The 25956-nt window shown below is 64.4% G+C and carries 23 protein-coding genes; 14 read left to right on the forward strand and 9 right to left on the reverse strand.

Features of this window, described 5'->3' with window-relative positions; translation table 11 throughout:
* The first annotated feature begins 92 nt into the window (after positions 1 to 92).
* Together SINAR_RS0113705 and SINAR_RS0113710 are read left to right on the forward strand one after the other, a co-directional pair.
* Entirely contained in the window at positions 93 to 713 is a 621-nt protein-coding gene (locus SINAR_RS0113705; RefSeq protein ID WP_027999621.1) for a hypothetical protein, read from the forward strand.
* Between the two features lie 121 nt (positions 714 to 834).
* Entirely contained in the window at positions 835 to 1314 is a 480-nt protein-coding gene (locus SINAR_RS0113710) for a GNAT family N-acetyltransferase (protein ID WP_027999622.1), read from the forward strand.
* Positions 1315 to 1356: 42 nt separating this feature from the next.
* Here SINAR_RS0113710 and SINAR_RS0113715 read toward each other — a convergent pair whose 3' ends face one another.
* Positions 1357 to 1806 carry a nucleoside deaminase gene (locus SINAR_RS0113715; RefSeq protein WP_027999623.1) on the reverse strand — a complete coding sequence of 150 codons (450 nt, stop codon included), beginning with the start codon at positions 1804 to 1806 and terminating at the stop codon, positions 1357 to 1359.
* 74 nt (positions 1807 to 1880) lie between these two features.
* On the opposite strand from SINAR_RS0113715, the gene SINAR_RS0113720 reads away from it, so the two are divergent.
* The 3 genes from SINAR_RS0113720 to SINAR_RS0113730 all read left to right on the forward strand — a co-directional run bounded on the left by SINAR_RS0113720 (position 1881) and on the right by SINAR_RS0113730 (position 5128).
* Entirely contained in the window at positions 1881 to 3587 is a 1707-nt protein-coding gene (locus tag SINAR_RS0113720; protein WP_027999624.1) for a pseudouridine synthase, read from the forward strand.
* Positions 3588 to 3593: 6 nt separating this feature from the next.
* Entirely contained in the window at positions 3594 to 4154 is a 561-nt protein-coding gene (gene rsmD, locus SINAR_RS0113725) for a 16S rRNA (guanine(966)-N(2))-methyltransferase RsmD (RefSeq protein ID WP_027999625.1), read from the forward strand.
* Between the two features lie 89 nt (positions 4155 to 4243).
* Positions 4244 to 5128 (forward strand): patatin-like phospholipase family protein, encoded by an 885-nt coding sequence (locus tag SINAR_RS0113730; RefSeq protein WP_027999626.1) that lies wholly within the window; start codon positions 4244 to 4246, stop codon positions 5126 to 5128.
* Between the two features lie 67 nt (positions 5129 to 5195).
* On the opposite strand, the gene SINAR_RS0113735 is transcribed toward SINAR_RS0113730, so the two are convergent.
* Positions 5196 to 7028, reverse strand: a complete 1833-nt coding sequence (locus SINAR_RS0113735) for a monovalent cation:proton antiporter-2 (CPA2) family protein (RefSeq protein ID WP_027999627.1) — start codon at positions 7026 to 7028, stop codon at positions 5196 to 5198.
* A gap of 152 nt (positions 7029 to 7180) precedes the next feature.
* On the opposite strand from SINAR_RS0113735, the gene SINAR_RS0113740 reads away from it, so the two are divergent.
* From SINAR_RS0113740 to lpxK, 6 genes are all read left to right on the forward strand, one after another.
* On the forward strand, positions 7181 to 8527 hold the full coding sequence (locus SINAR_RS0113740; RefSeq protein ID WP_027999628.1) for a TldD/PmbA family protein: 1347 nt from the start codon (positions 7181 to 7183) through the stop codon (positions 8525 to 8527).
* Positions 8528 to 8842: 315 nt separating this feature from the next.
* On the forward strand, positions 8843 to 9661 hold the full coding sequence (locus tag SINAR_RS0113745; RefSeq protein ID WP_027999629.1) for a 3'(2'),5'-bisphosphate nucleotidase CysQ: 819 nt from the start codon (positions 8843 to 8845) through the stop codon (positions 9659 to 9661).
* Positions 9662 to 9721: 60 nt separating this feature from the next.
* Positions 9722 to 9958, forward strand: coding sequence for a DUF4170 domain-containing protein (locus tag SINAR_RS0113750; RefSeq protein WP_027999630.1), 237 nt, complete (start codon positions 9722 to 9724; stop codon positions 9956 to 9958).
* 37 nt (positions 9959 to 9995) lie between these two features.
* Complete coding sequence (gene waaA, locus SINAR_RS0113755) at positions 9996 to 11309, forward strand: lipid IV(A) 3-deoxy-D-manno-octulosonic acid transferase (RefSeq protein WP_027999631.1); 1314 nt, start codon at positions 9996 to 9998, stop codon at positions 11307 to 11309.
* A gap of 23 nt (positions 11310 to 11332) precedes the next feature.
* Entirely contained in the window at positions 11333 to 12043 is a 711-nt protein-coding gene (locus SINAR_RS0113760; RefSeq protein WP_027999632.1) for an HAD family hydrolase, read from the forward strand.
* A gap of 140 nt (positions 12044 to 12183) precedes the next feature.
* Positions 12184 to 13224, forward strand: coding sequence for a tetraacyldisaccharide 4'-kinase (gene lpxK, locus SINAR_RS0113765; RefSeq protein ID WP_027999633.1), 1041 nt, complete (start codon positions 12184 to 12186; stop codon positions 13222 to 13224).
* A gap of 29 nt (positions 13225 to 13253) precedes the next feature.
* On the opposite strand, the gene SINAR_RS0113770 is transcribed toward lpxK, so the two are convergent.
* Positions 13254 to 13487 (reverse strand): DUF2093 domain-containing protein, encoded by a 234-nt coding sequence (locus SINAR_RS0113770; protein ID WP_027999634.1) that lies wholly within the window; start codon positions 13485 to 13487, stop codon positions 13254 to 13256.
* A 94-nt stretch (positions 13488 to 13581) separates the two neighbouring features.
* Positions 13582 to 15399, reverse strand: a complete 1818-nt coding sequence (gene mutL, locus SINAR_RS0113775; protein ID WP_027999635.1) for a DNA mismatch repair endonuclease MutL — start codon at positions 15397 to 15399, stop codon at positions 13582 to 13584.
* 370 nt (positions 15400 to 15769) lie between these two features.
* Here mutL and SINAR_RS0113785 point away from each other — a divergent pair, with 370 nt between their 5' ends.
* Together SINAR_RS0113785 and SINAR_RS0113790 are read left to right on the forward strand one after the other, a co-directional pair.
* Complete coding sequence (locus SINAR_RS0113785) at positions 15770 to 17506, forward strand: response regulator (RefSeq protein WP_027999636.1); 1737 nt, start codon at positions 15770 to 15772, stop codon at positions 17504 to 17506.
* Positions 17503 to 18852: a putative bifunctional diguanylate cyclase/phosphodiesterase gene (locus SINAR_RS0113790; RefSeq protein ID WP_027999637.1), complete on the forward strand. Its 1350-nt coding sequence runs from the start codon at positions 17503 to 17505 to the stop codon at positions 18850 to 18852. Before SINAR_RS0113785 ends, SINAR_RS0113790 begins: the two co-directional genes overlap by 4 nt.
* Here the strand turns inward: SINAR_RS0113790 and SINAR_RS0113795 are convergent.
* Positions 18825 to 19799 (reverse strand): LysR substrate-binding domain-containing protein, encoded by a 975-nt coding sequence (locus SINAR_RS0113795; RefSeq protein WP_027999638.1) that lies wholly within the window; start codon positions 19797 to 19799, stop codon positions 18825 to 18827. The genes SINAR_RS0113790 and SINAR_RS0113795 overlap by 28 nt on opposite strands.
* 90 nt (positions 19800 to 19889) lie before the next feature.
* Here SINAR_RS0113795 and SINAR_RS0113800 point away from each other — a divergent pair, with 90 nt between their 5' ends.
* Positions 19890 to 21434: a trimethylamine methyltransferase family protein gene (locus SINAR_RS0113800; protein ID WP_027999639.1), complete on the forward strand. Its 1545-nt coding sequence runs from the start codon at positions 19890 to 19892 to the stop codon at positions 21432 to 21434.
* Between the two features lie 170 nt (positions 21435 to 21604).
* Here the strand turns inward: SINAR_RS0113800 and SINAR_RS0113805 are convergent, their stop codons facing one another.
* From SINAR_RS0113805 to SINAR_RS0113820, 4 genes are all read right to left on the reverse strand, one after another.
* Positions 21605 to 22231 carry a PRC-barrel domain-containing protein gene (locus tag SINAR_RS0113805; protein WP_027999640.1) on the reverse strand — a complete coding sequence of 209 codons (627 nt, stop codon included), beginning with the start codon at positions 22229 to 22231 and terminating at the stop codon, positions 21605 to 21607.
* A gap of 375 nt (positions 22232 to 22606) precedes the next feature.
* The gene (locus SINAR_RS0113810) at positions 22607 to 24331 is read right to left on the reverse strand and encodes an IlvD/Edd family dehydratase (protein WP_027999641.1); all 1725 of its coding nucleotides are present in this window, start codon (positions 24329 to 24331) and stop codon (positions 22607 to 22609) included.
* Between the two features lie 94 nt (positions 24332 to 24425).
* Positions 24426 to 25313 (reverse strand): SMP-30/gluconolactonase/LRE family protein, encoded by an 888-nt coding sequence (locus SINAR_RS0113815; RefSeq protein ID WP_027999642.1) that lies wholly within the window; start codon positions 25311 to 25313, stop codon positions 24426 to 24428.
* Positions 25310 to 25948 carry a 2-dehydro-3-deoxy-6-phosphogalactonate aldolase gene (locus tag SINAR_RS0113820; RefSeq protein ID WP_027999643.1) on the reverse strand — a complete coding sequence of 213 codons (639 nt, stop codon included), beginning with the start codon at positions 25946 to 25948 and terminating at the stop codon, positions 25310 to 25312. The genes SINAR_RS0113815 and SINAR_RS0113820 overlap by 4 nt, the downstream gene beginning before the upstream one ends.
* Between the last annotated feature and the right edge of the window lie 8 nt (positions 25949 to 25956).

Here is a 25956-nt window from a genome sequence, read left to right on the forward strand (position 1 = left end):
CGGTAAAACCTGCCCGAAATTTGGCGGATTTTTCCGCCATGGGGCGCTGAATGGCCGTTTCATGCGCGATACGGCCGGCTGGAAGGGATCTCATGGGAATGATGCGAGAGTTGCGAGTGGCCGCCAGCATTGCCGCCATATTGGCGGGCGGCCTTGTGCTTTCCGGCTGCATCGGCGGCCCGACCTACGGCACGGACAAGACGGCCGGCGAGCATTTGCTGGACGATCTCGGCAGCGCAGTCAGCCTCGCTCCTCCGAAGAGGGATCCGGTCAAGTATCAGCCGCGCCCGGCGCTGGTGCTGCCGCCGCAACAGCAGCAGACCGCGCTTATCGAGCCGCAGCAATCGCTCGCGAGCCGCGAGGCCAACCCGGCCTGGGTCGAGTCTCCCGAAGAAATGCGCACACGCCTGCGCGAAGAGGCGGACGCCAACAAGAACGACCCCAACTACGTCTCGCCGCTGGCAAAAGCGAATGCCAACGGCCGTCGCCTTTCGGCCAAGGAGCAGCAGGAGGCCTATCGTCAGGCGCGCAAGATCGAGCAGGGAGCCTATTCGGACAAGCGCCGCTTCCTGAGCGATCCGCCGCTCGAGTACCGCCGACTGCCGGAGGGCTCCGAAGCCGATCTCGGCGAACCGGAGAAGGACAAGGAGCGCCGCCGCAAGAAAGAGGCGCAGATCAAAAACTCCGGAAGCAAATGGTACTGGCCGTTTTAGCCACCGGAGCGTTTCCGCCTTTCTCCGATTTGTGGAGAATGCTCTGACCTTGTTTTGCCGCAATCCCAGACGGAAAACCGCCGCGCGGTTTTCCTGGGACTTATCCAGTTGATTTCGAGCCATGACCATCAGCATTCGCGATGCCGCACCCGGCGACGTTAAGACGATCCTGCGGTTCATCACGGAACTCGCGACCTATGAAAGAGCGGCGCACGAAGTCGAGGCGACCGTCGAGCGCCTGCAGGAGTCGCTCTTTGGAGCCGGTGCGGTCGCGCGCGCCGTGATCTGCGAGACCGACGGCAGGCCCGCGGGGTTTGCCATCTGGTTCTACAGCTATTCCACCTGGCAGGCGTGCAAGGGGCTTTACCTGGAGGACCTTTACGTCTCGCCGGAGTATCGCGGCTCCGGCGCCGGCAAGGCGCTCCTGAAACATCTGGCACGCACGGCCGTCGCCGAAGGCTGCGGCCGCTTCGAATGGAGCGTGCTTGACTGGAACGAGCCCGCCATCCGTGTCTACGAGGCGATCGGGGCGGAGCCTATGTCGGAATGGACGCGTTACCGCCTTGCCGGCAAGGGCCTAGAGGCGTTCGCGGACGCCTGACACGATACTCTTGAAACGGCGCATCTCCGGACCGGAACCCGTCTAACGGCGCGCCGCAAAAAACTCGCGCAGAATATCGGCGGCCTCGCGCTCCGCCAGACCGGAATAGACATCGGGTACATGGTGGCAGGTCGGGGATGCGTAAAACCTGACGCCGTTGTCGACCGCTCCGCCTTTCGGATCCTCCGCGCCGTAATAGAGGCGGCGGATGCGAGCGAAGGAAATCGCGGCCGCACACATTGTGCAGGGCTCGAGCGTGACGTAGAGATCGGCGCCGGAAAGCCGCTCGTCGCCGACGGCGGCAGCCGCCTGGCGGATCGCCTCGATCTCCGCATGGGCGGTGATGTCCTTGAGTTCGCGGGTGCGGTTGCCCGCGGCAGCGATCACCTTGCCGCCGAGCACCACGACGGCGCCGATGGGCACTTCGCCGCGTGCCGCCGCCTTTCGGGCCTCCTGAAGGGCCGCCTGCATGAAACGCGCCGTTTCCGCCATCGTTCGTTCAACAATTTCCTCTTAACCCACGGGCTTTGACCTGATAGGACAGCCGCAAAAGGCAGGCAACACAAATGACATCCAAAGACAAGCCCACGAGGCCCGGCGGCAAGGCCAAGGGGCGCGACAAGAAACCTCATTCCGGCGAGAAGGCTTCGGCACGGGCAACCGGCAGCAGTCCGGCCGCGCCGATCGGTGCGGACGAGCCCCAGCGCATCTCGAAAATCCTTTCGCGGGCGGGCGTCGCCTCACGGCGCGACGTCGAGCGGATGATCATGGAAGGGCGGGTCAGCCTCAATGGCGTCGTGCTCGACACGCCGGTCGTCAATGCGACGCTGGCCGACAGGATCGAGGTTGACGGCCACCCGATCCGCGGCATCGAACGGACGCGTCTGTGGCTCTATCACAAGCCGGCCGGCCTCGTGACGACCAACGCCGATCCGGAAGGCCGTCCGACGGTCTTCGAGAACCTGCCCGAGGATCTGCCGCGGGTACTGTCGGTCGGGCGTCTCGACATCAATACCGAAGGCCTGCTGCTCTTGACGAACGACGGCGGGCTTGCCCGCGTGCTCGAACTGCCGTCGACGGGCTGGCTGCGCCGCTACCGCGTGCGGGCGCACGGGGAGATCGATCAGGCGGCGCTCGACCGGCTGAAAGAGGGTATCGCGGTCGAAGGCGTTCTTTACGGAGCGATCGAGGCGACGCTGGATCGGGTGCAGGGTTCCAACGTCTGGATCACCATGGGCCTGCGCGAAGGCAAGAACCGTGAGATCAAGAATGTTCTTGGCGCGCTCGGTCTCGACGTCAACAGGCTGATCCGCATCTCCTACGGTCCCTTCCAGCTCGGCGAGCTGCCGATCGGCCAGGTTCAGGAGATCCGCGGCCGCACCCTGCGCGAACAGCTCGGACCGAGGCTGATCGCCGACGCCAAGGCGAATTTCGACGCGCCCATCTATAACGACCAGCCGGCTGCCGCCGAGCCTGAGGCGGAGCCCGCCGATCACGGTAAGGCGGAGTGGGGTGGCAAGCGCGAGAAGGCCGAGGACAAACGCGAGCGTGCTCTTGCCCGGCTCGACACCCGCCGCGACGATGGTCGCCCGAACGAACGTGGCCGCAGCCGCGGAAAGCCGGAGGAGCGACCGGCGCGCCAGCCCGTGCGGCGCAACCGGTCTTCCAACGTCTGGATGGCGCCAGGTGCGCGTCCGGTTGTCGAGAAGAAGCCGAAAGCTGCGGAGGACGAGCTGTCGCCGAAGGCGGCGCGGCGCGCGCCTGCCGAAGGCAAACGCCGCGATCGTCCGAAGGATGCCGCGGCAAAGGCGGCGGGAGGCTTCGATGCGGAGCGCAAGGGCAAGGCGGGTAAATCCGCCGGGCGCAAGGACACCTCGCTCGCCGGCGGCTTCGAGAGGCGCCGCCCGCTCGAAAACGCTGAGCGGAAATCCCGCGACCATGGCGACCGGCCGCCGCGGCGCCCCAATGGTGAGCGAACGGCCCGCCCGGCCGATGACCGCGCCTCGTCGGACGGACGCAAGGAGAGCGCCCGGCCGCCACGCGGCGACGGCAAGAAGCGCTTTGGCGGCGACCGGCCAGGCGCGAACGCTGTCGGCAAACCGGTTACGGGAAAGCCGGCCGCCAATCGCTCGTCCGGCCCGCGGGCCGGGAAGCCCGCCGGCAGCAAACCCGGTGGAGGCAAGCCTGGCGGCCGTCCGGGCGGCGGCAAGCCCGGGAGCCGTCCGAGTGGCGGCAAACCGCCGGGCAGGGGACCGCAGGGAAAGGGGAAATAGCCGTCCGTGCGCATCGTCGGTGGAGAATTCCGCGGCCGCACGCTGGCCACGCCGAAGTCGAACGATATCCGCCCGACCACGGACCGGACGCGCGAGAGTCTGTTCAACATCCTGAGCCACGCCTATCCCGAGGCGCTTGACGGAACGCGCGTTCTCGATCTTTTCGCCGGGACGGGGGCCGTCGGGCTCGAGGCGCTGTCGCGCGGTTGCCGGCAGGGCCTCTTCGTCGAACAGGGCGTCGAGGGGCGCGGGCTGCTGCGCATCAATATCGAAGCACTCGGCCTTCAGGGGCGGGCCAAGATCTTTCGCCGCGACGCGACCGATCTCGGGCCGGTCGGGACGATGGAACCGTTTCATCTGGTGTTTGCAGATCCGCCCTACGGCAAGGGCCTTGGCGAACGCGCTCTGACGGCGGCTGCCCGCGGCGGTTGGCTCGTTCCCGGTGCCCTTGCAATCCTGGAGGAGCGCGCGGACGTCCGGCCGCAATTTTCCGGAAGCTTCGAACCGATTGATGAACGCGCCTTCGGAGACACGCTCATGCATTTCCTTCGCTTTCGCGGCGTCTGAGAACGGCGCAACGTCGGCCCGGAGGACTCAGATTCCACGTGATCTCGGCCTGTCCGTCGTGCAGGATGGCCGGTGACGGGAGGGCCCCGATGGACCAGAACCTATCCACGACACGCAGAGCCGCAGGAAGCGAGGGGGAGCCGACCATCGCTCTTGCCCTTGGCGGAGGCGGTGCGCGCGGCCTCGCCCACATCCACGTCATCGAGGCGCTTGATGAGATGGGGCTCCGGCCGGTAGTGGTCGCCGGTTCGTCGATCGGCGCGCTCATGGGCGCGGGCGTGGCAGCCGGCATGAGGGGGAAGGAAATCCGGGAACATGTGCTTTCGACCGTCGGCCGGCGCGGGGAGGTGCTCAACCGGCTCTGGCGATTGAGGCCCACCAGTCTTGCCGAGGCTGTGGCGAGCGGCTTCCGCTTCGGTCAGTTCAATATCGAGCGCGTGCTGAACGCCTTCCTGCCCGAGGCGGTGCCCGTTCGCTTCTCCGATCTGGTCCTTCCCCTGAAAATCATCGTCACGGACTATTACGGACAGAAGGAGCGGGTCTGCGAAAGCGGCGACCTCCATAAGGCGCTTGCTGCCTCCTGCGCCCTGCCGGCGGTCTTCATGCCTGTGACGATCGACGACCGAGTGATGATCGACGGCGGCATCTACAATCCGATTCCCTTCGATCACTTGCGCGGGCTGGCAGACATCGTTGTCGCCGTCGATGTCGTCGGCGGACCGGATGGGGACGGCAGGGCGATCCCGAGCCGTATCGACAGCCTTTTCGGCGCAACCCAGCTGATGATGCAGTCTATCATCACCATGAAGATGCAGGCCGGCGCACCGGATATTCTTCTGCGCCCCGATATCGGGCGGTACCGCGTGCTCGATTTCCTGCGCGCACAGGAATTGCTTGCAGCCACCAGCGGGACCAAGGACGAGGTGAAGCGCGCACTGGCAGAGCGCATCGATCAATGGAGGAAGGGGATATAACCCGGCACGGGTTCCGCAGCCGCCTCTCATCCGCCTGCCGGTCCCGACCGTATCCCTCACTCGAATATCACTCCGCCTTCTCCAGCGCCTCGTTCCCCTCGGCAAGATCCGCCAGAGCATCGGCGGAATGGGTGACCTCACGCTTCGGCTTGACCAGGGGTTCGGGCCGAACGGGTCTTGAGTGCAGCATGTGGCGGCCGGCGGTGATGCCCTCCGCTTCCTGGAGTACCAGCCTTGCCTCGTCGCGGCGGCGGATGTCGTCCATGATTCCGATGGCTTCGTCGCCGTTCACGCCGAGCGCCTCGAGCGTCTTGCGGCCGAAAAGCAGGCCCGACTCGAAGGTTTCGCGCAATTCGTAATCGACACCCCGCGCGCGCAGTTCCAGCGTGTGCAGGCGGTCGTAGGAGCGCGCGAAGATGCGGGCATTCGGGTATTCCGCATGGACGAGATCGATGATCCTGTCCGTGACCTCTTTCTTCTGCGTACATACGGCGACGATCTTTGCCTTTTCGATCCCGGCGGCCCTCAAGACGTCGAGGCGCGTGCCGTCGCCGAAATAGATGCGGAAACCGAATGTCGCCGCCTGACGCACGCGCGCCGCTGAATGGTCGATGATCGTAACGTCGCGGCCGCCAGCGAGCAGGATCTGCGAAGCGATCTGGGCGAAGCGCGAAAACCCTATCATCAGCACGTCGGCGCCGGCGCCCTCGAAATCCTCTTGGATCTCCTCGGCCATTTCATCCTGTTCATGCATTAGCCTCCTGGAGAGGATCGCCGCCACGGGTGTCAGCGCCATAGAGAGCGTGACGATGGCAACGAGCAGCGAGGAAGTGGCTTGCGAGAAGACGCCGGCCACAGCGGCTGCGGTGAAGAGCACGAAACCGAATTCACCGCCCTGCGGAAGAAGCAGACCGATGCGGACGGCGTCGTTGTGGCGTGAGCCGGCTGCCCGGCAAAGCCCGTAAAGGACGAGACTCTTTACCAGCATCAATACCGGAACCGCGATGATGATGCTCAGCAGGTTCTCCGCTACGACCTGGAGCTCGAGGGACAGGCCGACCGCCATGAAGAAGAGCGCCTGGAGGATGCCGCGGAAAGGTTCGATATCGGCTTCCAGTTCGTGACGATAGGACGATTCCGCCAACAATACGCCGGCGAGGAAGGCGCCCATGGCCATCGAAAGACCGGCGAGTTGCATCATCGTCGCCGCGCCCATGACGACGAGAAGCGCGGCTGCGATCATGACATCGCGCGCCCCTGTGCGCGCGATCATCTGGAAGAGCGGATTGAGAAGATAGCGGCCGGCGGCGAAAAGCGCTGCGACGGCAGCGATTGCGATTGCGAAGTCCTCGAGCGGCGTGGTCGTATCCTCCGGCGCTTGCGCCGCCATCAGCGGAATGATCGCAAGCAGGGGAACGATCGCCAGGTCCTGGAGCAGGAGAATGGAGAAGGCACGCTGGCCATAGCGCGTGTTGGTATCGTTGTTCTCCTCCAGGATCTGCATGGCGAATGCCGTGGAAGAAAGCGCCAGCCCGAAGCCGGCAACGACGCTGCCTGCACCTTCGATAAGGCCGCTGAAGGCGATCAGGAAGGAAAGAACGAGGCCGGTGATCACGACCTGCGCGGTGCCGAGACCGAAGATGTCGCGCCGCATCTGCCACAGCCGGGACGGTTTCAGCTCGAGGCCGATGATGAACAGCAGGAAGACGACGCCGAGTTCCGAGACATGCAGGATCTCTTCGCCCTCCGTGATTTGTTGGGCGACGGGCCCGATCAGGATGCCGGCGGCGAGATAGCCGAGGATGGTGCCGAGCCCGAGACGCTTGAACAGCGGCGCCGCGATCACGGCGCCGCCAAGCAGCATGAGCGCCTGCGAATAGATTATCGTCGTCGTTTCCATGCTCGGTGCTTCCGCTATAACGGCCGGGGCGCCCGTAGGAGAGGGCATGGTCGGCCGGATATCATTTTTGCTGCTGGGGCGGGAATCACGATGATGCCCTTGATGCATGCTTCAGTGCACAATAAATGGGACAGGAATGAAAGGCCAAAATCATGTCTGAGACGATCGATTCCGCCGTCCTCGAGCAACGCGCCGCCGAGCTTGTCGATCGGGCCCGACGCGCCGGCGCGGATGCCGCAGATGCCGTGGTGGTGCGTGGCCGCTCGCGCTCCGTTTCGGTGCGGCTCGGCAAGGTCGAAGCGACGGAGGCCTCCGAGAGCGACGATTTCTCGCTCAGGGTCTTTGTCGGGCGGCGGGTCGCCAGCGTTTCCGCCAATCCGGGCTTCGACCTGACGCTTCTGGCAGAGCGCGCCGTGGCGATGGCGAAGGCTTCGCCGGAGGACCCTTACGCGTCGCTCGCCGACGCTGACCGCCTGGCGAAGTCCTATCCGGATCTCGAACTCTTCGACGACCGGGACGTATCGACCGAAGCGCTCGCGGAGGCGGCGCTTGCCGCCGAAGAGGCCGCCCTTTCGGTTTCCGGCGTCACCAATTCGAGCGGGGCCGGCGCATCGGCCGGCATGGGCGGGCTGGTGCTCGTCACCTCCCATGGTTTTTCCGGCTCCTACATGGCCACCCGTTTCGGCCGCTCCGTGAGCGCGATCGCCGGCGAAGGCACCAAAATGGAGCGCGACTACGATTTCGACAGCAGCCTCTATTTCGACGAGCTCCGCGCGGCCGAGGACATCGGCCGCGTCGCCGGCGAGCGGGCGGCAGCGCGTGTCAACCCCCGCCGCGTCGCGACGCAGAAGAACGTGACGGTCGTTTTCGACCCGCGCATCGCACGCGGCTTCGTCGCGCATCTTGCGGGTGCCATCAACGGCGCGTCGGTCGCCCGCAAGACGAGCTTCCTGCGCGACATGATGGGCAAGCAGATCATGAAATCGGGCATTGCCGTCACCGACGATCCATTGATCGTCCGCGGTGCCTCCTCGCGTCCCTTCGACGGGGAGGGGGTCAGCGGCTCGAAACTGTCGATGGTCGAGGATGGCGTGCTGCGCCATTGGTTCCTGTCCACGTCCGCGGCCAGGGAGCTCGGCCTGGAAACCAACGGGCGCGGCGTTCGCGGCGGTCCGTCGGTCAACCCGGCATCGACCAATCTCGCACTCGAGCCCGGCTCCATCTCTCGCGACGACCTGATCCGCGGCATCGGCACCGGCTTCTATGTTACCGAACTCATCGGCCAGGGCGTCAACATGGTGACCGGCGAGTATAGCCGCGGCGCGTCCGGTTTCTGGATCGAAAACGGGGAAATCCGCTATCCCGTTTCCGAGGTCACGATCGCCTCCAACCTCAAGCAGATGTTCATGGCGCTGACGCCGGCCGATGACATCGACAGGAAGTTCGGCATCGCCGCGCCGACGCTTGCGATCGAAGGCATGACGCTTGCCGGAACATGAATGTGGGCGGCGCGTTGCACTAGGACCTGTGGACACTTATGGATAGGGGTTTGATTTTGCACAAATCGGTCAATGCCAAGGATTTTTCCGCAGCAAAGGGTTGCCCCCTTTGCAAGGGAAAAGGCGCCGGCAGTGGGCGATTTGTGCAAAACCCTTCGGGCGGCCCATATTGCGGTGCCTTGTCGCGAAAAATCCGGCTTGCAGGCGGACGGCCTGCGGCGCCGGATTTTCCGCGAAAGTCCCTCGAAATTTGGGCCGTCAAATCCCTATCCATAAGTGTCCACAGGTCCTAAAGCGCCGCATGTAAGGATTTGGATGTCAGATACAGCCCTTTCGATCGTCCCGGCCTGGGACGAGGACCTCGAACTCATTCTCGCTGCCGCGGTCGCGGCGGGCGATACGGCGCTCGGCTATTTCCGCAAGACGTTGGACGTTCGCTGGAAGAATGAGGGCCGTTCCCCCGTGAGCGAGGCCGATCTCGCTGCCAACGACATCCTCAAGGGGCGGCTGCTCGCGGCACGGCCGGACTACGGCTGGCTTTCGGAGGAGACCGACGACGACGAAAGCCGCCTCATTCGCGAGACCGTCTTTGTCGTCGATCCCATCGACGGTACCCGGGCCTTCATCGCCGGCAAGGATCTCTGGTGCGTCAGCGTTGCCATCGTCCACCGGGGCCAGCCGGTGGCCGGTGTTCTCTATGCGCCTTCCCTCGGCGAGATATTCCAGGCGACCACCGATGGCGAAGCGCGGAAGAACGGCAAGGCGATTGCCGTGCGGGAGGCGGCATCCGGCGCGGTGCTGAAGGTGGCGGCGGCCGAGGATGTGATGGGCAGGCTGGCATTGCCCTATCGCAACACGCTGATGCGGGTGTCGCATGTGCCGTCGCTCGCCTATCGTCTCGCGATGATCGCGGATGGCCGCATCGACGGCACGATCGTCAAGCGGAACTCGCACGATTGGGATTTGGCGGCCGCCGACCTCATTCTGTCGCGCGCCGGCGGGGCGCTTCGCAGTCTCGATGGCGAGCCCTTGTCCTACAATCGCCCGACGGTCACTCACGGCGTTCTGGGAGCAGCCTCGGGAACGGCGCTGCCGGCATTGCTCGCCGCCTCCAGGCCGCTTGAGCCCCATTGACCTTTAGGGGCGAATGCCGCAAACCAACTCCACACCAATAAGAACACAGATGGAATTCCGATGGCTCACGACTCCGAGAAGAAACAACGGCTGCACCTCGTCTTCGGCGGCGAACTGGAGACGCTCACCGGCGTGCAGTTTCGCGACCTCGAAAATCTGGATATCGTCGGCATCTTCCCGGACTATGAGAGCGCGCACGTGGCCTGGAAGGCCAAGGCCCAGATGACCGTCGACAATGCGCATATGCGCTATTTCATCGTCCATATGCATCGCCTGCTCGATCCGGAAAACAAGTAATGCCGTCGGCGTCGGACGCAGCTGAGGACGGGCGTTCATGAGCAGCGTGCGGGCAAAACTGGCGCTTTCCGGCTATCGCTGGCTCGGAACTGCCATCTATCCCTTCTTCTGGTCCTATCTTGCGCTGCGCGCTGCGAAGGGCAAGGAGGACCCGGCGCGCCGGCGCGAACGCTATGGCTATGCCAGCGCGCCGCGGCCGCAGGGGCCGCTCGTCTGGTTCCACGCCGCCAGCGTCGGAGAGACGAATGCAGTCACTCCGCTGATCAAGGAGATCCGCCGCCGCGGCATCGCCGTTGTGCTGACCACCGGTACGACGACCTCGGCACGGGTCGCTGCAGAGCGGCTGGGCTCGGCCGTCGTGCACCAATATGTGCCGCTCGATTTCAAGCCGGCGGTGAGCCGGTTCCTGGAATTTTGGCAACCGGATCTGGCGATCATCGCCGAATCGGAAATCTGGCCGATGACGATCATCGAGCTCGGCAGGCGCCATATTCCGCAAGTCCTGGTCAATGGCCGGCTTTCGGACCGGACCTTCGCCCGATGGAAGCGGCGGCCGTCGCTCGCCGATGCTCTCTTCGAAAATCTCGCGCTCGTCATCGCCCAGTCCGATGTCGATGCGGAGCGTTTCCGAACGCTTGGTGCGCTTCCGGTCACCGTCTCCGGCAATCTCAAGGTGGACAACGAGGCGCCGCCGCACGATCCGCGGGACCTGCGCGAATATCGTCAGCAGATCGGTGCGCGCAAGACCTGGGCCGCGATCTCGACCTTCGAGGGGGAAGAGGATGCTGCCGGAACCGTTCATCAGGCCCTGAAGCAGAGAACGGGTCTGCTGACGATCATTGTCCCTCGCCATCCGGAGCGTTGCGATGCCGTCGAGGCTGCATTGGTTGCGAAGGGGATGAAGGTCGCGCGCCGCACGCGCGGCGATCCGCTTACTCCGGAGGTCGACATCTTCCTCGGCGATACGATCGGCGAGATGGGACTCTATCTCAGGCTGACTGAAGTCACTTTCGTCGGACGTTCGCTTTTCGCCGAGGGCGGACAGAACCCGCTGGAGCCGGCCATGCTCGGCTGCGCGGTGCTTTCGGGAGGCAACGTGCAGAATTTCCGCGAGACCTACCAGATGCTCGCCAAGAACGGCAGCGCCAAGATCGTGCGCGACACCGAGATGCTCGCCAAGGGGGTCAACTACCTGCTCGCCAACGACGACATGCGTCGCTCGATGATCGATGCCGGACTTGAAACCGTGCAACAGATGCGGGGCGCGCTGACGGCAACGATGAAGGGTCTTGAGCCTTACATCAACCCGCTGGTGGTGAAGGCGCGGCTGGAGCCGCGCCCGGAAGTCTGATGGCCCGATTTGTGGACGGAACCATGCCCGCAACGAAGCCGATCGCCGGCATATTGTTCGACAAGGACGGCACCCTTCTCGACTATGCGAAGAGCTGGGTGCCGGTGAATTACGAGCTGGCGCGGATCGCCGCCAGGGACGACGAGAACCTCGCGCGCGTCCTCCTTCACGCCTGCGGCATGGATCCCGACACCGGCCATGTGGTTCCCGACAGCCTGCTTGCCGCCGGCAATACGGTGGAGATTGCCACAGGCATGGTCGGCGCCGGCGCGCCATTCACCGTGGAAGAACTGACGGCGCTGTTCGACGGCCTCTTTGCGCAGTCTGCGCATTATGCCGTGCCCGTGACCGATCTCGCGTCCTTTTTTGCCGGATTGCACGCGAAAGGTTACCGGCTCGGCGTTGCCTCGAGCGACAACGAGCGCTCGATCCGCGAGACGGCGAAACGCTTCGGCTTCGAGAACTACCTGCATTACGTCGCCGGTTACGACAGCGGCTATGGGACAAAGCCGGAGCCCGGCATGGTGCTCGGGTTTTGTGCCGCAACGGGGCTTGCGCCCGACCAGGTGGCCGTGGTGGGCGACAACAATCACGACATGCATATGGGCCGCAGCGCCGGCGCCGGCATGACGGTTGCCGTTCTGACCGGCACCGGATCGCGCCAGTCGCTTGCCGCTGCTTCCGACCACTGCCTCGCCGACATCACCGAACTGGAAGCGGTGCTTACGGCGTGATCGGCTTGCCTTTTTCTCCGTTCTGACGTTCTTTGTCGCCGGTCACACCGCTTACGGCCGATGCCTGCGGCGGAAAGTTCTGGATTTGCCCGTCCTGCCCCTGAGGTGCAGGAGCGGCCGCACGGATATTACGGGTACAGATGGTTTCAGAAGCGCCCCCGTTCTGGTGGACCAAGGCCGACTGGCGCGCCTATGCTCTTTGGCCCTTTTCCTGGGTTTACGGCCGGATCGCCGGGATGCGCATGGACCGGGCGCGCCGGGCGACCTCCGCCGTGCCGCTGATCTGCATCGGCAACTTCACCGTCGGCGGAGCCGGAAAGACCCCGACGGCGATCGCGATCGCGCGTGCCGCCAGGGCGCGGGGCCTGAAGCCGGCTTTCCTGAGCCGCGGCTATGGCGGATCGCTGGATGTCACGACCGTGGTCGACCCCGAGCACCATCGCGCGCGCGACGTCGGCGACGAGCCGCTGCTGCTTGCCCACGAGGCACTCACCGTGATCTGCCGGCGGCGGGTGGATGGCGCACGCAAGCTTGCCGCCGAAGGCGTGGACATCATCATCATGGACGATGGATTCCAGAGCGCCCGGCTCGTCTTCGATTTCGCCCTTCTCGTGGTCGATTCCGGCCGCGGTATCGGCAACGGCCATCTCGTGCCTGCCGGCCCGGTTCGGGCGCCGATCGGCAATCAGCTGCGCCATGCCAACGCTCTCCTGAAACTCGGCCACGGTTCCGCCGCCGATCCACTCGTGCGCCGGGCGGCCCGGGCCGGCAAGCCCGTTTATGTGGCCGAAACGGTCCGCACGGACGCGGGGTCGCTCGACGGCGTCAAGGTCCTTGCCTGGGCCGGAATTGCCGATCCGGACAAGTTCTTCAAGACCGTTCGCGAGACCGGCGCGGTGATCGAAGAAATCAGGACCTTCCCGGATCACCACCATTTCTCCGAAGACGAGATTGCCGATCTGATCGACCGTGCCGCAAGCCAGGGCTATACGCTGGTGACCACGGCGAAGGACATGGTTCGCCTGGAGCCCGGACACGGACGGGCAGGGGAACTGGCGGCGAAAAGCCGCGTGATCGAGATCGAGGTGCGCTTCGACGATCCGGCAGCGCCGGGTGCGATCATCGACGCGACACTTGCCTCCGCCCGTGCCCGCCGATTGCGCGAGCGCAAGACCGGCTAGCTGGGCACTTTCAGCAAATCCGGAGCGCCTTAGGGTCGCCGGCCCGGAAGGGTGCCGGCGCGTCGGTCCGCCTCGAGCGAGGCGGCAGCATCCACGTAAGCTTCCTGGCGGGCGACACTCCAGTAACGCAGTTCGTCGACCGGAACGGGCTTGCCCGTAACCGCACAGATCACGTGCGAGCCGGCAAGTACGACTTGGAAGTCTCCGTCGAGATAGCGGATCTTCGCCTCCCGGGAGGAGCTTCCTTCAAAACGGTTCATCATGCCTGAACGGGCCTCGTCTTCTCGTGAACGTCCTGATCTATCGTGGCGCTCGGCAAAAAACCAGCGGTTTCGGAATACGGTTCCGGCAGGTTTCTCAGCTCCGCCCGAAGAGCCGCTCGATGTCGGCGAGCTTGAGCTCGATATAGGTAGGCCGGCCATGGTTGCACTGCCCGGAGCCGGGCGTCGCCTCCATCTGGCGAAGCAGGGCGTTCATCTCCTCGGTCCGCAAGCGTCGGCCGGAGCGCACTGAGCCGTGGCAGGCCATGGTGGCGGCCAGATATTCGAGCCGCCCGTTAAGCCCGCTGGCCGTGTCCCATTCCGCAAGCTCGTCGGCAAGCTGCCGCACCAGTCCGGCGGCGTCCATCTCGCCGAGCATCGCCGGCGTTTCGCGGACGGCGACCGCCGCGGGGCCGAAGCGCTCGATGGCCAGCCCGAGGCGCGTGAACTCCTCGGCATGCGCCATCAGCCGGTCGCAATCGTCTTCCGGCAGATCGACGATCTCCGGGATCAGCAGCGCCTGCGCGGGCACCGGGCGGGCGTGGAGCGCCGTTCGCATCGTCTCGAAGACGAGCCGCTCATGGGCGGCGTGCTGGTCGACGATGACGAGCCCGTCGTCGGTCTGGGCGACGATATAGTTTTCGTGGAGTTGGGCGCGGGCGGCGCCGAGCGGGAAGGACGCCGCCTGTCCATCGGTGGTCCGCATCGCCTCTTCGGCGCCGGCAGCGCTGCGCGCCGACGGCCGGGCGAAATCAGAGAAGGCCGCCTGGGGTGCTTCTGCAAAACCGCGCGCGGCCTCGTCGAAGCGCAGCGGCCGATGGGGCGAGGCGGCTGCCGTCCAGGGTTCCTGCGGCCCTTGCCGGTCCGTCCGGTGGAATTCGGGTCGGAAGGCGCGCATCAGCCCGTGCGCTCCGGTCGTTGCCGCCCGGTCTCCCTCGCGCGTCAGAGCCTCGCGGATGGCCCCGATGATCAAGCCGCGGATCAGGCCGGGATCGCGGAAGCGCACATCGGATTTCGCCGGATGGACGTTCACGTCCACGAGAGCCGAATCGAGCGTGATCGACAGTACCGCGATGGGGTAGCGCCCCTGCGGGATGGTCTCGGCATAGGCGGCGCGGATCGCGGAAATTATCAGCTTGTCCTGGACCGGGCGACCGTTGACGAAGGCATATTGCTGAAGCGAATTGCCGCGGTTGAACGTCGGCACGCCGGCAAAGCCCGTCAGCCGCGCACCCTCGCGCTCGGCATCGATCTCGATGGCGTTTTCGCGGAAGTCCCGCCCGAGCACTTGCGCCATCCGCGCCAGCCGGTCGTCGCCGGTTGCCGGAAATTCGAGCGTCGTGCGATCGGAGCCGGAAAGCACGAAACGCACTCTCGGAAAGGCGATCGCCATACGCCGGACGACTTCAGAGACCGCAGCCGCCTCGGCCTTTTCCGACTTCATGAATTTCAGCCGCGCCGGTGTCGCGAAGAAAAGGTCGCGCACTTCGACCACGGTGCCGACAGTGGCGGCCGACGGGCGAACGGGTTCGCTCCTGCCGCCGGTGACCGTGATCGCCGCTCCTTCACGTGCTTCCGCCGTCCTCGTGGTGATCGACAGGCGCGCCACCGATCCGATCGAGGGCAGGGCCTCGCCGCGGAAGCCGAGCGTTCGGATATCGGCAAGGCTGTCATCGAGCTTGGAGGTGCAATGGCGGCGGATCGCCAGTTCGAGATCGGCCGGCGACATGCCGACACCGTTGTCGGTGACCCTCAGGAGCGTCTTGCCCCCTCCGGCGGTCGCAACCTCGATCCTCGTCGCGCCCGCATCGAGCGCGTTCTCGATCAATTCCTTCGCGGCACTGGCCGGTCGTTCGATGACTTCGCCGGCGGCGATCTGGTTGATGAGCGTTTCGGAAAGCTGCTTTATGGCCATGGCCTATTTTCCGGGATTCGGAGAGGGAAGGAAAGGCCCTGCGCTACTCTTCTTCGCAGCTGTCGCCGGCCCCCGCAAAAAGCAGCATCGCGACTTAATTGGGCTTTAACGTTCTGCTGCAATTTTCCACAGCAACCTGAATGATCGTCGGGTTTGCCTCTGGAGCACCGCGGCGTTGCTGGACGCCGTCCGCATCCCTTTTCGAAGAGATGCCTCAAAGGCCGCCAGCATGTCCCGAAATGAAACCGCTGCTGATCGGTTCGCCGGACCGTGACCGGGCCCGGGGGAAAGGCCGTTCAGCAGTCAGAGCGACAGCACCCGTTATTCGTCCAAGGACGGCTGGCGCTGGAGCGGGAACGAGGGCAGCGCGATGAACGACGGGGCGTCGGGCGGCGCAGACATGAGCAGGATCATTCTCGAGGCAAGCGGCGAAACGCTTGGCGCCGCCTTGCTCGTTGTTGGCCGGGACGACACCATCACCTTCGCGAGCGCCTCGATACTGCAATTCTTCCCCGTGCCCGCCGGCGTGCTGGTGCCTGGAACGCGACTGCGGGATTTTTTGGGCGCGGTCTACGACACGGGCGTGCGCCCCGGAACCTTGCCCGAGTCCAGCCGGCACCGGCCGAACCGAGAAGACTGGATCGCCGAGCAGATGGCGCTCCACTGGCGGGAGCGCTACGAGAATGTCGAGCGGGCCGGCCGGACGCGTTGGCTCTCTCTGCGTCAGCGACGGCTGTCGAGCGGCATCGGCATTCTTGCCGTCAGCGATGTCTCCGAACAGAAGAAGCGCGACGAGCACATCCAGACGGATCTCCAGCGGATCGCACTGACGGAAGAGATCCTCAATGCTCAGCCCAATCCCATCTGCGTCAAGGACCGCAATCTCAACTACGTCGCGGTGAACGACGCCTTTTGCGCCGTCCACGATCTCGGGCCGGACGCCATGCTCGGACGCTCCGCCTCGGAACTCGTGGAAGCGGAGCTTGCGGCGCACTTCGAACGATCGGATCGCCACGTCCTGGAGACGGGCATGCCGCATTCGGAGGCGGAACATATCGTTCGCGCCGACGGCAGCGACCTATGGGTCGTGACGCGCAAATATCGCGTCGGCTTGCCCGGCCGCCATTTCGTCGTCACCTGCATGAACGACGTCACCGATATCGCCGTCTGGTACGACGGCTCGCAAAGGGGCGGCGATACCGGCCTGCAGATCCGTGACTACAGCATCTTCACGCCCGGGCAGAATTTCTACGATCCTTTCCGGTCGCTCGATTTGCAGCAACTCGTCGGTGCCGGCGTGAAGATCGACGTGCCGCCGGCGCGCAGCTTGCGCGTGCTTCTGGCGACCGCCGACCCGCAAATGGAGGAGTGTGTCGTGGCGCGGCTGCGGGGCTGCGGGCTCGATGCCTGTGCAGTCCGCAATATCGACGAACTCGACGCCTTTGCGCTCGCCGCCGAAAGCCGCGGATTGGAGCTCGATCTTCTTCTGCTCGACGAAGCTCTTCCGCAGAAGCATCGCGTTCTCGCCTCCTGGCGTGCCTGTACATGGATCGAGATCTCGAGCGGTATGGATGCGACGGTCCTCATTGCCGAGATTTTCCGTGTCTGCGCCCGGGGGGCACGTTTTCCGTTGCCGCGGTCCGGATGGGGGATTGCGCTCGACCGCGATCTGGCGCCCGCGACGCATGCGCCAACGGTGGAAGTCCTCGTCGCGGAGGACAACCAGGTCAACCAGTTCGTCTTCGCACAGATCCTGGAGGGGCTCGGGATCTCCCACCGGATAGCCGCCGATGGAAGAGAAGCCGTGGACCTCTGGCAGGAGCTCCAGCCTGCCCTGGTTCTGATGGACGTGTCCATGCCGGTGATGAACGGCTTCGAAGCCGCCATTGCCATTCGAGAGGCGGAGAAGCGCACCGGCCGTCGCACCCCGATCGTGGCCGTGACCGCGCAGGCGCTCGATATCGACCTTGAGCACTGCAGGATATCGGGGATGGACGACCACATTATGAAGCCGGTCAGTCCGGATATGATCGAGATGCTCCTGCGCAAACACCTGCCGGGGGGTGAGACACGCGCTTCGGGTTCTGTCAGGAGCAGACCGCGATGACATTGCAGGAGCTCGGACTCGATCGGCCGAACCGGGACAAGCTGCATGGCGCTTCGTTCGTCGATCCCTTGACCGAACTCGGCGATGCACGCCACCTCAAGCAAACCGTCTGCGCTCTCGCCGCTGAGCGGGCAAGCGATCCTGCACCCTTCACCATCGGTCTTGCCAACCTGGATGGGTTCAAGCCGATCAACGATCTGTTCGGGCCGGAGGCGGGCGATCAGATCCTGCGGCAGGTGGCGCACCGGCTGAAGGCCTGCGTTCCCGAGGGCGCGACGGTGACGCGGACCGCTGACGACGAATTCGCCATCGTCCTGCCGCTCGTCTTCGAACGAAGGGGTGCGGAGAAGCGCGGCCAGATGCTCAAGGACGTGCTCTCCTCGCCCTTCGCGCTTGGCGACCGGAACGTTCGGCTGTCAGCTTCGTTCGGCTTTGCTGTCTATCCCTTTGCCGGTGACACGTTCGACGACCTGTTGAAGAGCGCCGACACCGCTCTCTACCGCTCCAAACGGCGCGGCCGGGGCCAGATCACCGTCTATTCGCAGGAGATCGCACAGGAGATGAAGCACGCGACGCAGCTTGAGCAGGCACTGCGTAACGCGATTATCGCCGGTGGGATCGATGTCCACTTTCAGCCGATCGTCGACCTGCGCAGCGACCGTCCGGTGGGCTTCGAGGCGCTGGCGCGGTGGTGCGACGCCGACCTGGGCTATGTCTCGCCGGCGGTGTTCGTGCCCTTCGCCGAAGAGCGTGGTTTCATCGACGCGCTTTCGGAGATGCTTCTGCGCAAGGCGGCCCGGGCGGCCCTGTCCTGGCCGAAGGAACTCTTCCTGTCCTTCAACCTGTCCTCGGTTCAATTGATGGATCCGGCGACGAGCGCCCGGCTTTTGGCAATCGTAGCTCAGGTGGGCCTGGACCCCCGGCGCCTCGAACTCGAAATCACCGAGACCGCCGCAATGGCCGACGCCGGTATTGCCCAGAGAATCGTCGCCGAACTGAGGTCGGCTGGCGTACGGGTGTCGCTCGACGATTTCGGAACGGGTCAGTCAAGCCTCGGGCGGCTCAGGGATTTTTCGCTGGACAAGGTGAAGATCGACCGCACCTTCGTTTCGCGGATTTCGACCGACCGGGCCACAGAACATATTGTCAAGGCGATCGTTTCGATGTGCGAGGGACTCGAACTCGCAGTGGTTGCCGAAGGCATCGAGCATTCATCCGAGGTGCTGAAGCTCAAGGCACTCGGCTGCGGCATGGGACAGGGCTATTTCTACGGCAAGCCCGCCGATGCCGATGCCACCTTGCGTTACCTTTCAGAGCACTATCGGGATATCGCGGCGGTGCGCTGAAGCGCCTCATGCCCGCTTGCACTGTCGCTCTCCGAACGGTCGCGCTGCCCTTCCTTCAAAAGCCAGTCGCGAATGCGGCGCGCCTGATTGTTGAGCTCGCGTGACCGCGGCCAGACGACATAGAAGGCCTGACCCGTCCTCAGCACATGCCCGCCCACCGGTACCAGCGCGCCGGAGCGCATCTGCCGGGCGGTCAGATGCTCCCAGCCAAGCGCGATACCCTCTCCCGCCAGCACCGCCTGGATCACGAGCACGTAATCGTTGATCGCGAGCCGCTTGCCCTGCGTCGGATAGGCGAGCCCTGCGCTCGCGAACCATTCGGTCCAATCGCAGGCGCGCCTGACCGGCTCCTCGAGATGGATGAGATTGTGCCTGATGAGCTCCGCGGGCGTTGCCGGCAGTCCGTGCGTCTCGACATAGGCCGGTGTCGCGACGGCCTGAATGACTTCATCGGCAAGCACCGCCGCGTGGTAGCGCGGCCAATGGCCGGGGTCACCGCCGCGAATGCCGAGCGGGATCGGCTCCTCATCCAGATCGAGATCGCGCACGCTGGTCTGGATGCGCAGGTCGATCTCCGGCAGATCTTCGCGCAGCCGGGTGAGCCGCGGCAGCATCCACATGGAGGCGAACGCGGTCGAGGCCGCCAGCGTCACGTTGGTCTCCCGCCCCTTGGCGCGGATGTCTTCGGCCGACTTCTGAATCCGCGCGAGGCCGACCGAGACATCCGCGTGAAATCTCTCCCCGGCTTCCGTCAACTCGACGGCCCGGTGCACCCGGTGGAAGAGCGGCACCCCCAGCTGGTTCTCGAGGCCGCGAATGGCGTAGGACACCGCCGCCTGCGTCATTCCGAGTTCACTGGCGGCGCGTGTGAAGTTCTGATGCCGGCCGGCAGCCTCGAAGACGATGAGGCTTGCGGCCGAAGGGAGGAGACGGCGCAGGTTTTCCATAAGCACCACTTATATCATGCGTCGAATTTTTCCTGCGTTACAACAGGCTCTCTCGTCAATACCATCATTGCAAATGATGGGAGATTGATCATGGAACTGGCGGAGGCAACCGGCGAGGCGCCGAGACGGACACGGGGCGCGCGACCGCAGCGGCGCGAGGGCAGCAGAAATCTCGGCGTCCCCTACATCGTCCGCAATATACCGACCTATGACATCCTCGGCGAGGAGAACCTGGAGCGGATCGAGCGTGTGGCAGACCGCATTCTCGCCGAAGTCGGCATAGAGTTTCGCGACGATCCGGTGGCGCTCGAACACTGGCGACGAGCGGGGGCGAAGATCGAAGGCCTTCGCGTCACCTTCGAACCGGGCATGTTGAAAGAGATCGTCCGCTCGGCGCCGTCGCAATTCACGCAGCACGCCCGCAATCCAATCCGCAGCGTCGAGATCGGCGGCCGAAACGTAGTGTTCTCTCCGGCCTACGGTTCTCCCTTCGTCATGGATCTGGACAGGGGCAGGCGCTACGGCACCATCGAGGACTTCCGCAATCTGGTGAAGCTCGCCCAGTCCAGCCCGTGGCTGCACCACTCCGGCGGCACCATCTGCGAACCGGTCGACGTGCCGGTGAACAAACGCCATCTCGACATGGTCTACAGCCACATAAAATATTCCGATCGCGCTTTCATGGGATCGATTACCTCGGAGGAACGTGCCGAGGATTCGATCGAAATGGCCCGCATTCTCTTCGGTGCCGATTTCGTCGACAGTCACTGCGTCATTCTCGGCAACGTAAACGTCAACTCGCCGCTCGTCTGGGACGGCACCATGACGAAATCGCTGCGTGCCTATGCCCGCGCCAACCAGGCCGCGGTGATCGTGCCGTTCATCCTCGGCGGCGCGATGGGGCCGGTCACCAATGCGGGGGCAATCGCGCAATCCTATGCCGAGACGCTCGCCGGCTGTGCGCTGACGCAGCTCGAACGCAAGGGCGCGCCTGTCATATTCGGCAACTTTCTTTCCTCGATGTCGCTCCGCTCGGGCTCGCCGACCTTCGGCACGCCGGAGCCGGCGATCGGCAGCATGGTCATCGGCCAGCTCGCGCGCCGGCTTGGCCTGCCGCTGCGCTGCGCCGGGAATTTCTCCAATTCGAAGCGGCCGGATGCGCAGGCGATGCAGGAGGGCGTCATGTCGATGCTGTCAGCCGTGCATTGCGGCGCCAATTTCGTGCTGCATTCGGCTGGCTTCGCCGACGGGCTGCTGGCCATGTCCTACGAAAAATTCATGATGGACCTGGATTTCTGCGGTGCGCTGCATTCCTATCTCGCCGGTGTCGTGGTCGACGACAACACGCTTGCCATGGATGCCTTCCTCGAGGTCGGTCCGGGCAGCCACTTCCTGGGCTGCGGGCATACGATGCGCAACTACCAGACGGCTTTCTGGGACAGCGCCCTTTCCGACAACGAACCCTTCGAGAAATGGGTAGAGCAGGGTGAGACCGACATGGCCCTTCGTGCCAACAGGAGCTGGAAGAAGACGCTTGCCGAATACGTGGCGCCACCCTTGGATGCGGCGGTAGACGAAGCGCTGAACGACTATGTCGCGCAACGCAAGAACAGCATGGCCGACGCGTGGTATTAGCAGAAAACCGAGCAGCGGTTTTCCGCAAGGCGAAGTTCAGACTGTGAGGCCGGTTCACTGTTTCAAGTTTGGCAAGGAAACGATCTCAGCCGCTGTTCAATTCCTCCACCTGACAACAAAAAGCGGCGCTCCGGGCGCCGCTCCTTTGGTCCGTTATCACAGCCTGCGGCTTACTGCTGCGGAGCAGGTTCTGCAGGCGCCGGGGCCGGTGTGGTCCCCGTTGCCGAAGTGGTCGACGTATCGACCGGCTGATTGGCGTTGCGCTCGGCCATCAGCTGCGATTTCGTCTTGAACTCCGGTGCCGCCTTCAGCGAGTCGGCCGTTTCCATGGTCGTCAGCTTGATGTCGTCCGAATCCGGCTGATCGGCAACCGTGATCTTGTCGAACGGAACGGCGACGTTCTTTTCCCCGATACCGAGGAAGCCACCGACGCCGACTATGGCAGCAGCGATGCCGCCTTCCTTCTCGATGATCAGGTCGTTGATCTCGCCGATGCTTTCATCGCTGGCGTTGTAGACGGACTGTCCGATATAGGTGTTTGCGGAAATCTGATTGTCCGCCTGCTCGGTCAGGTAGCTGGCGTCGCCAGCCGCCATATCGGTCGTTGTGTCGGCCGTATCCGGCGTCTGGGCCTGCTCATCGGCGGCCGGCGGTGTAGCCGGGGCCGGTTCCATGGTCTGGGTTTCAGGTGCCGGTGCCGGCGGCGTCGTGGTTTGCTGTGCGAAGCTCATCGGGGCAACGGCAACGCCCACGAGAAGCGCGCCAGCGGCAACGGAAGATATAAGTCTCTCTTTCATGTCAGACTGCCTTTCGTTGACGTTGTCGACCAGCGCGAGACAAGGAAAGCTGATTTTCCGCCCCATCCCGCTCTGGCACTTTGGTATCGATCACAGTGAAACACCGTGATCCAGGCGCAGCCTCAAGTTGGGCGAGGGATGCTGCGCCGATGACACTCAAGCAACGCCCGGCAGCGCAAACTGTTCCAAAAAACGTGAACGCCGAAAGCCGGCTGGTGCAGGCTTCATGCATGCTCACCCAAAACAGCAACGAGGCCGCATGCTCGGAAAACACGCGGCGTATGGGAAATCGCATAAGAGTCGGTTCTCCAGAGTGATGATTTCAGGCCGATCCGGCCTGAAATCATGGTGATCTGGAGCATTTCCTGGAGACGCTCAGTGACTTTCGCGAAGAACCTCGCTGCCGCTCTTGCCGACGAGGAAATCGAGATCCGCGCCCCTGTCGGCCTGCAGCACGGTATCGTGATAGAGTTTGTAATAGCCACGCTGCCATTTCTGTTCGGGTGGCTGCCAAGCCGCCAGGCGGGCGGCGAGTTCTTCCTCGCTGACGAGCAGGTTCAGTTCGCCCTTCATGGCGTCGAGGCGAATCCGGTCGCCGGTCCTGACGATCGCCAGGGGGCCTCCTGCATTGGCTTCGGGGCTCACATGGAGAACGACGGTGCCGAAGGCGGTGCCGGACATGCGCGCATCCGAGATGCGCACCATGTCGCGCACGCCCTTCTCGACGAGCCTGCGCGGGATCGGCATGTTGCCGACCTCTGCCATGCCGGGATAGCCCTTCGGCCCGCAACCCTTGAGGACGAGAATCGTGTCTTCGGTGACCGGCAGGTCGGGGTCGTCGAACTTGGTCCGGAGGTCTTCGATCGTCTCGAAGACATAGGCCGGGCCCTCGTGGGCGAGCAGGTGCTCGCTTGCTGCCGACGGCTTGATGACCGCGCCGTTGGGCGCCAGATTGCCCTTGAGCACGCGAATGCCGGCGGCCGCGCGCAGCGGGTTGTCGAACGGGCGGATGACGTCGTCATTATAGACCTCCGCGCCCTCCCAGTACTTGCTGATCGGAACGCCGAAAACCGTCGGCGCGTCGGCATGGAGCAGGTGCTGGATGCGATTCATCACCGCCGGCAGGCCGCCCGCATAGGCGAGATCTTCGATCAGGTACTTGCCCGATGGCATGCAGTTGACGATGCAGGGCACCTGACCGCCGACGCGGTCGAAATCTTCGAGACAGAGGTCGATACCTGCGCGCCCGGCGATCGCCAGCATGTGGACGACGGCGTTGGTCGATCCGCCAACCGCGGCATTGGCGATGATGCCGTTCTCGAAGTTCTCTCGGGTCAGCACCTTGGATAGCCTTAGGTCCTCATGCACCATCTCGACGATGCGCTTGCCGGTCATGTGCGAGAGCGCCATGCGGCGCGCATCCACCGCTGGCAGGGCGGCATTGGTCGGCAGCGACAGGCCCATGGCCTCCACGATCGACGCCATTGTCGTGGCCGTGCCCATGGTCATGCAGACCCCCGGCGAGCGCGACATGCCGCTTTCGGCGGCCATGAATTCCTGCAGGCTCATCTCGCCGGCGCGTACGGCTTCCGAAAACTTCCAGACATCCGTGCCCGAGCCGATATCCTTTCCCTTCCACTTGCCGTTCAGCATCGGGCCGGAGGAAACGACGATCGTCGGCAGGTCCACCGAGGCGGCCCCCATCAACTGGCCCGGGGTGGTCTTGTCGCAGCCGCCGAGCAGCACGACGCCGTCGATGCCATAGGCCCGGATCGCCTCTTCGACATCCATTGCGAGCAGATTGCGGAAGAGCATGGCGGTCGGACGCATCTGCGTCTCCCCGAGCGACGACACGGGAAACTCGACCGGAAAGCCCCCCGCTTCCCAGACGCCGCGCTTCACACCTTCGGCGAGAATGCGCAGATGGCTGTTGCAGGGCGTGAGCTCCGACCAGGTGTTACATATGCCGATGATCGGCCGGCCGTCGAAAACATGATCCGGAAACCCCTGGTTCTTCATCCATGACCGATGAATGAAGCCGTCCTTGTGCGTGCCGCCGTACCAGTGGCGGCTCCTCAATTCTTTTTTCTTGTCGCTCATTCGAGCACTCCTTCCCACCGCGAGTCAGCGCCATGGAGCAATTGTATGATTTTTCGCCGGCATGACGCCAGACTTTGTTGAACGGCGGAGAAACCTAGAGTCGGAATGCAGGCTCGAAACGCCCTTTGACCTCGATGCCGAGCTCGAAGGTGTTTCCGGCATGCGGGTCGGCTGCCCGTGCGGCGTCATTCATGCCCTGCCAGGCCGAGGTCACCAGAAGCCTTTCGGCCCTGGCGCCGACAAAGGCCGGGCAGCTCGGCTGCGCCGTTGGCACGGCGTAGCGGGCAACCTTCTGTCCGTCGGGTTTATAGACCTCCACGGAACTCGCACCCCAGCGTGCGTTCCAGATCAACCCGTCGGCATCGCAGACGGCGCCATCGACCCCGCCCGGGTTTGTGCTCTCGTCCGAAAGCAGCACCGGGTCGCCGGTCGGAAGCGCGGTCTCCGGATCCAGGTCCACACGCATCAGATGGTTGACGTCGGTGTCGGTGAAGTAGGCGGTGGCCCCGTCCGGAGAGAAGCAGATCGCGTTCGGAATAGTGATATTGCCGAAGAGCTTGGTGACGCGGCTGCCGGCTACATGGTAGATCGCGCCCGCGTGCTTCTCGGCCTTCCTTCCCATCGTGCCGATCCAGAGGGCGCCGCAGGGATGGACGCGTCCGTCGTTGGAACGGTTGCCCGGCTTTTCTTCCAGCGTAGCGAAATGGCTGAGCCTTGCGCTTTCGGTGTCGCGCAGGAAAAGGCCCTGATCGGAGGCGATCAGCTGCCGCAGGGGATCGATCACGGCAAGGACGCTGCCGAGGAAGGGAAGGGGATGGATCGCCTTCCGTCGTCCGCTTTCGAGATGAAGCTCATGCAGCTCCCGGCCTGTTATATTGAACCACCAGGCCGTGCCGGTGCCGGGATCGAAGGTGGGGCCTTCACCGAGTTCAGCCGCGGAATCTGAGAGGATGCGGCCGGAAAAGGGAATGAGGTCGATCACTTCTTGCCTCCATAAACGGCATCGTAGGCTGCGAGCGTCGCAACGGCCCGTTGCCGCACCTGCGCGGCGCTCATGCCGGGTTTATAGAGGCTCGAACCCAGTCCGAAGCTGCGGATCCCGATCGCTGCATAGTCGGCGAAGTTGACTTCCGATACGCCGCCGACCGCCGCGATCTCGATATCGCCGGGCAGCACCGCCCGGATGGCCGCGATGCCGGCAGGGCCGAGCACGCTCGCCGGAAAGAACTTCAGGCCGCTGGCTCCGGCGGCGGTCGCCGACAGCGCCTCCGTCGGCGTGAAAACGCCGGGCATCGTCACCATGCCTTTCGTTGCAGCAAGCCGGATAACCGCGGGCTCGACATTGGGGCTCACCATCAGCCTCCCGCCCACATCGGCGAGGCGTTCCACCTGGTCCGTCCTCAACACCGTACCGGCGCCGATCAGGCAGCCGGCGGGAGCCATATTGACGGCCATCTCGATGGAGCGAAAGGGTTCCGGTGAATTCAGCGGGATCTCGATTGCCGTGAAGCCGGTCTCGATGAGTATCCCAACCACGCTTTCCGCCTCCTCCGGTTTAAGGCCGCGCAGGATCGCGATCAGCGGGTGTCTCATCGGGGGTAGGGGTATTCTGTCCATGTTCGTTC

The sequence above is a fragment of the Sinorhizobium arboris LMG 14919 genome (assembly GCF_000427465.1).
Lineage (GTDB): Bacteria > Pseudomonadota > Alphaproteobacteria > Rhizobiales > Rhizobiaceae > Sinorhizobium > Sinorhizobium arboris.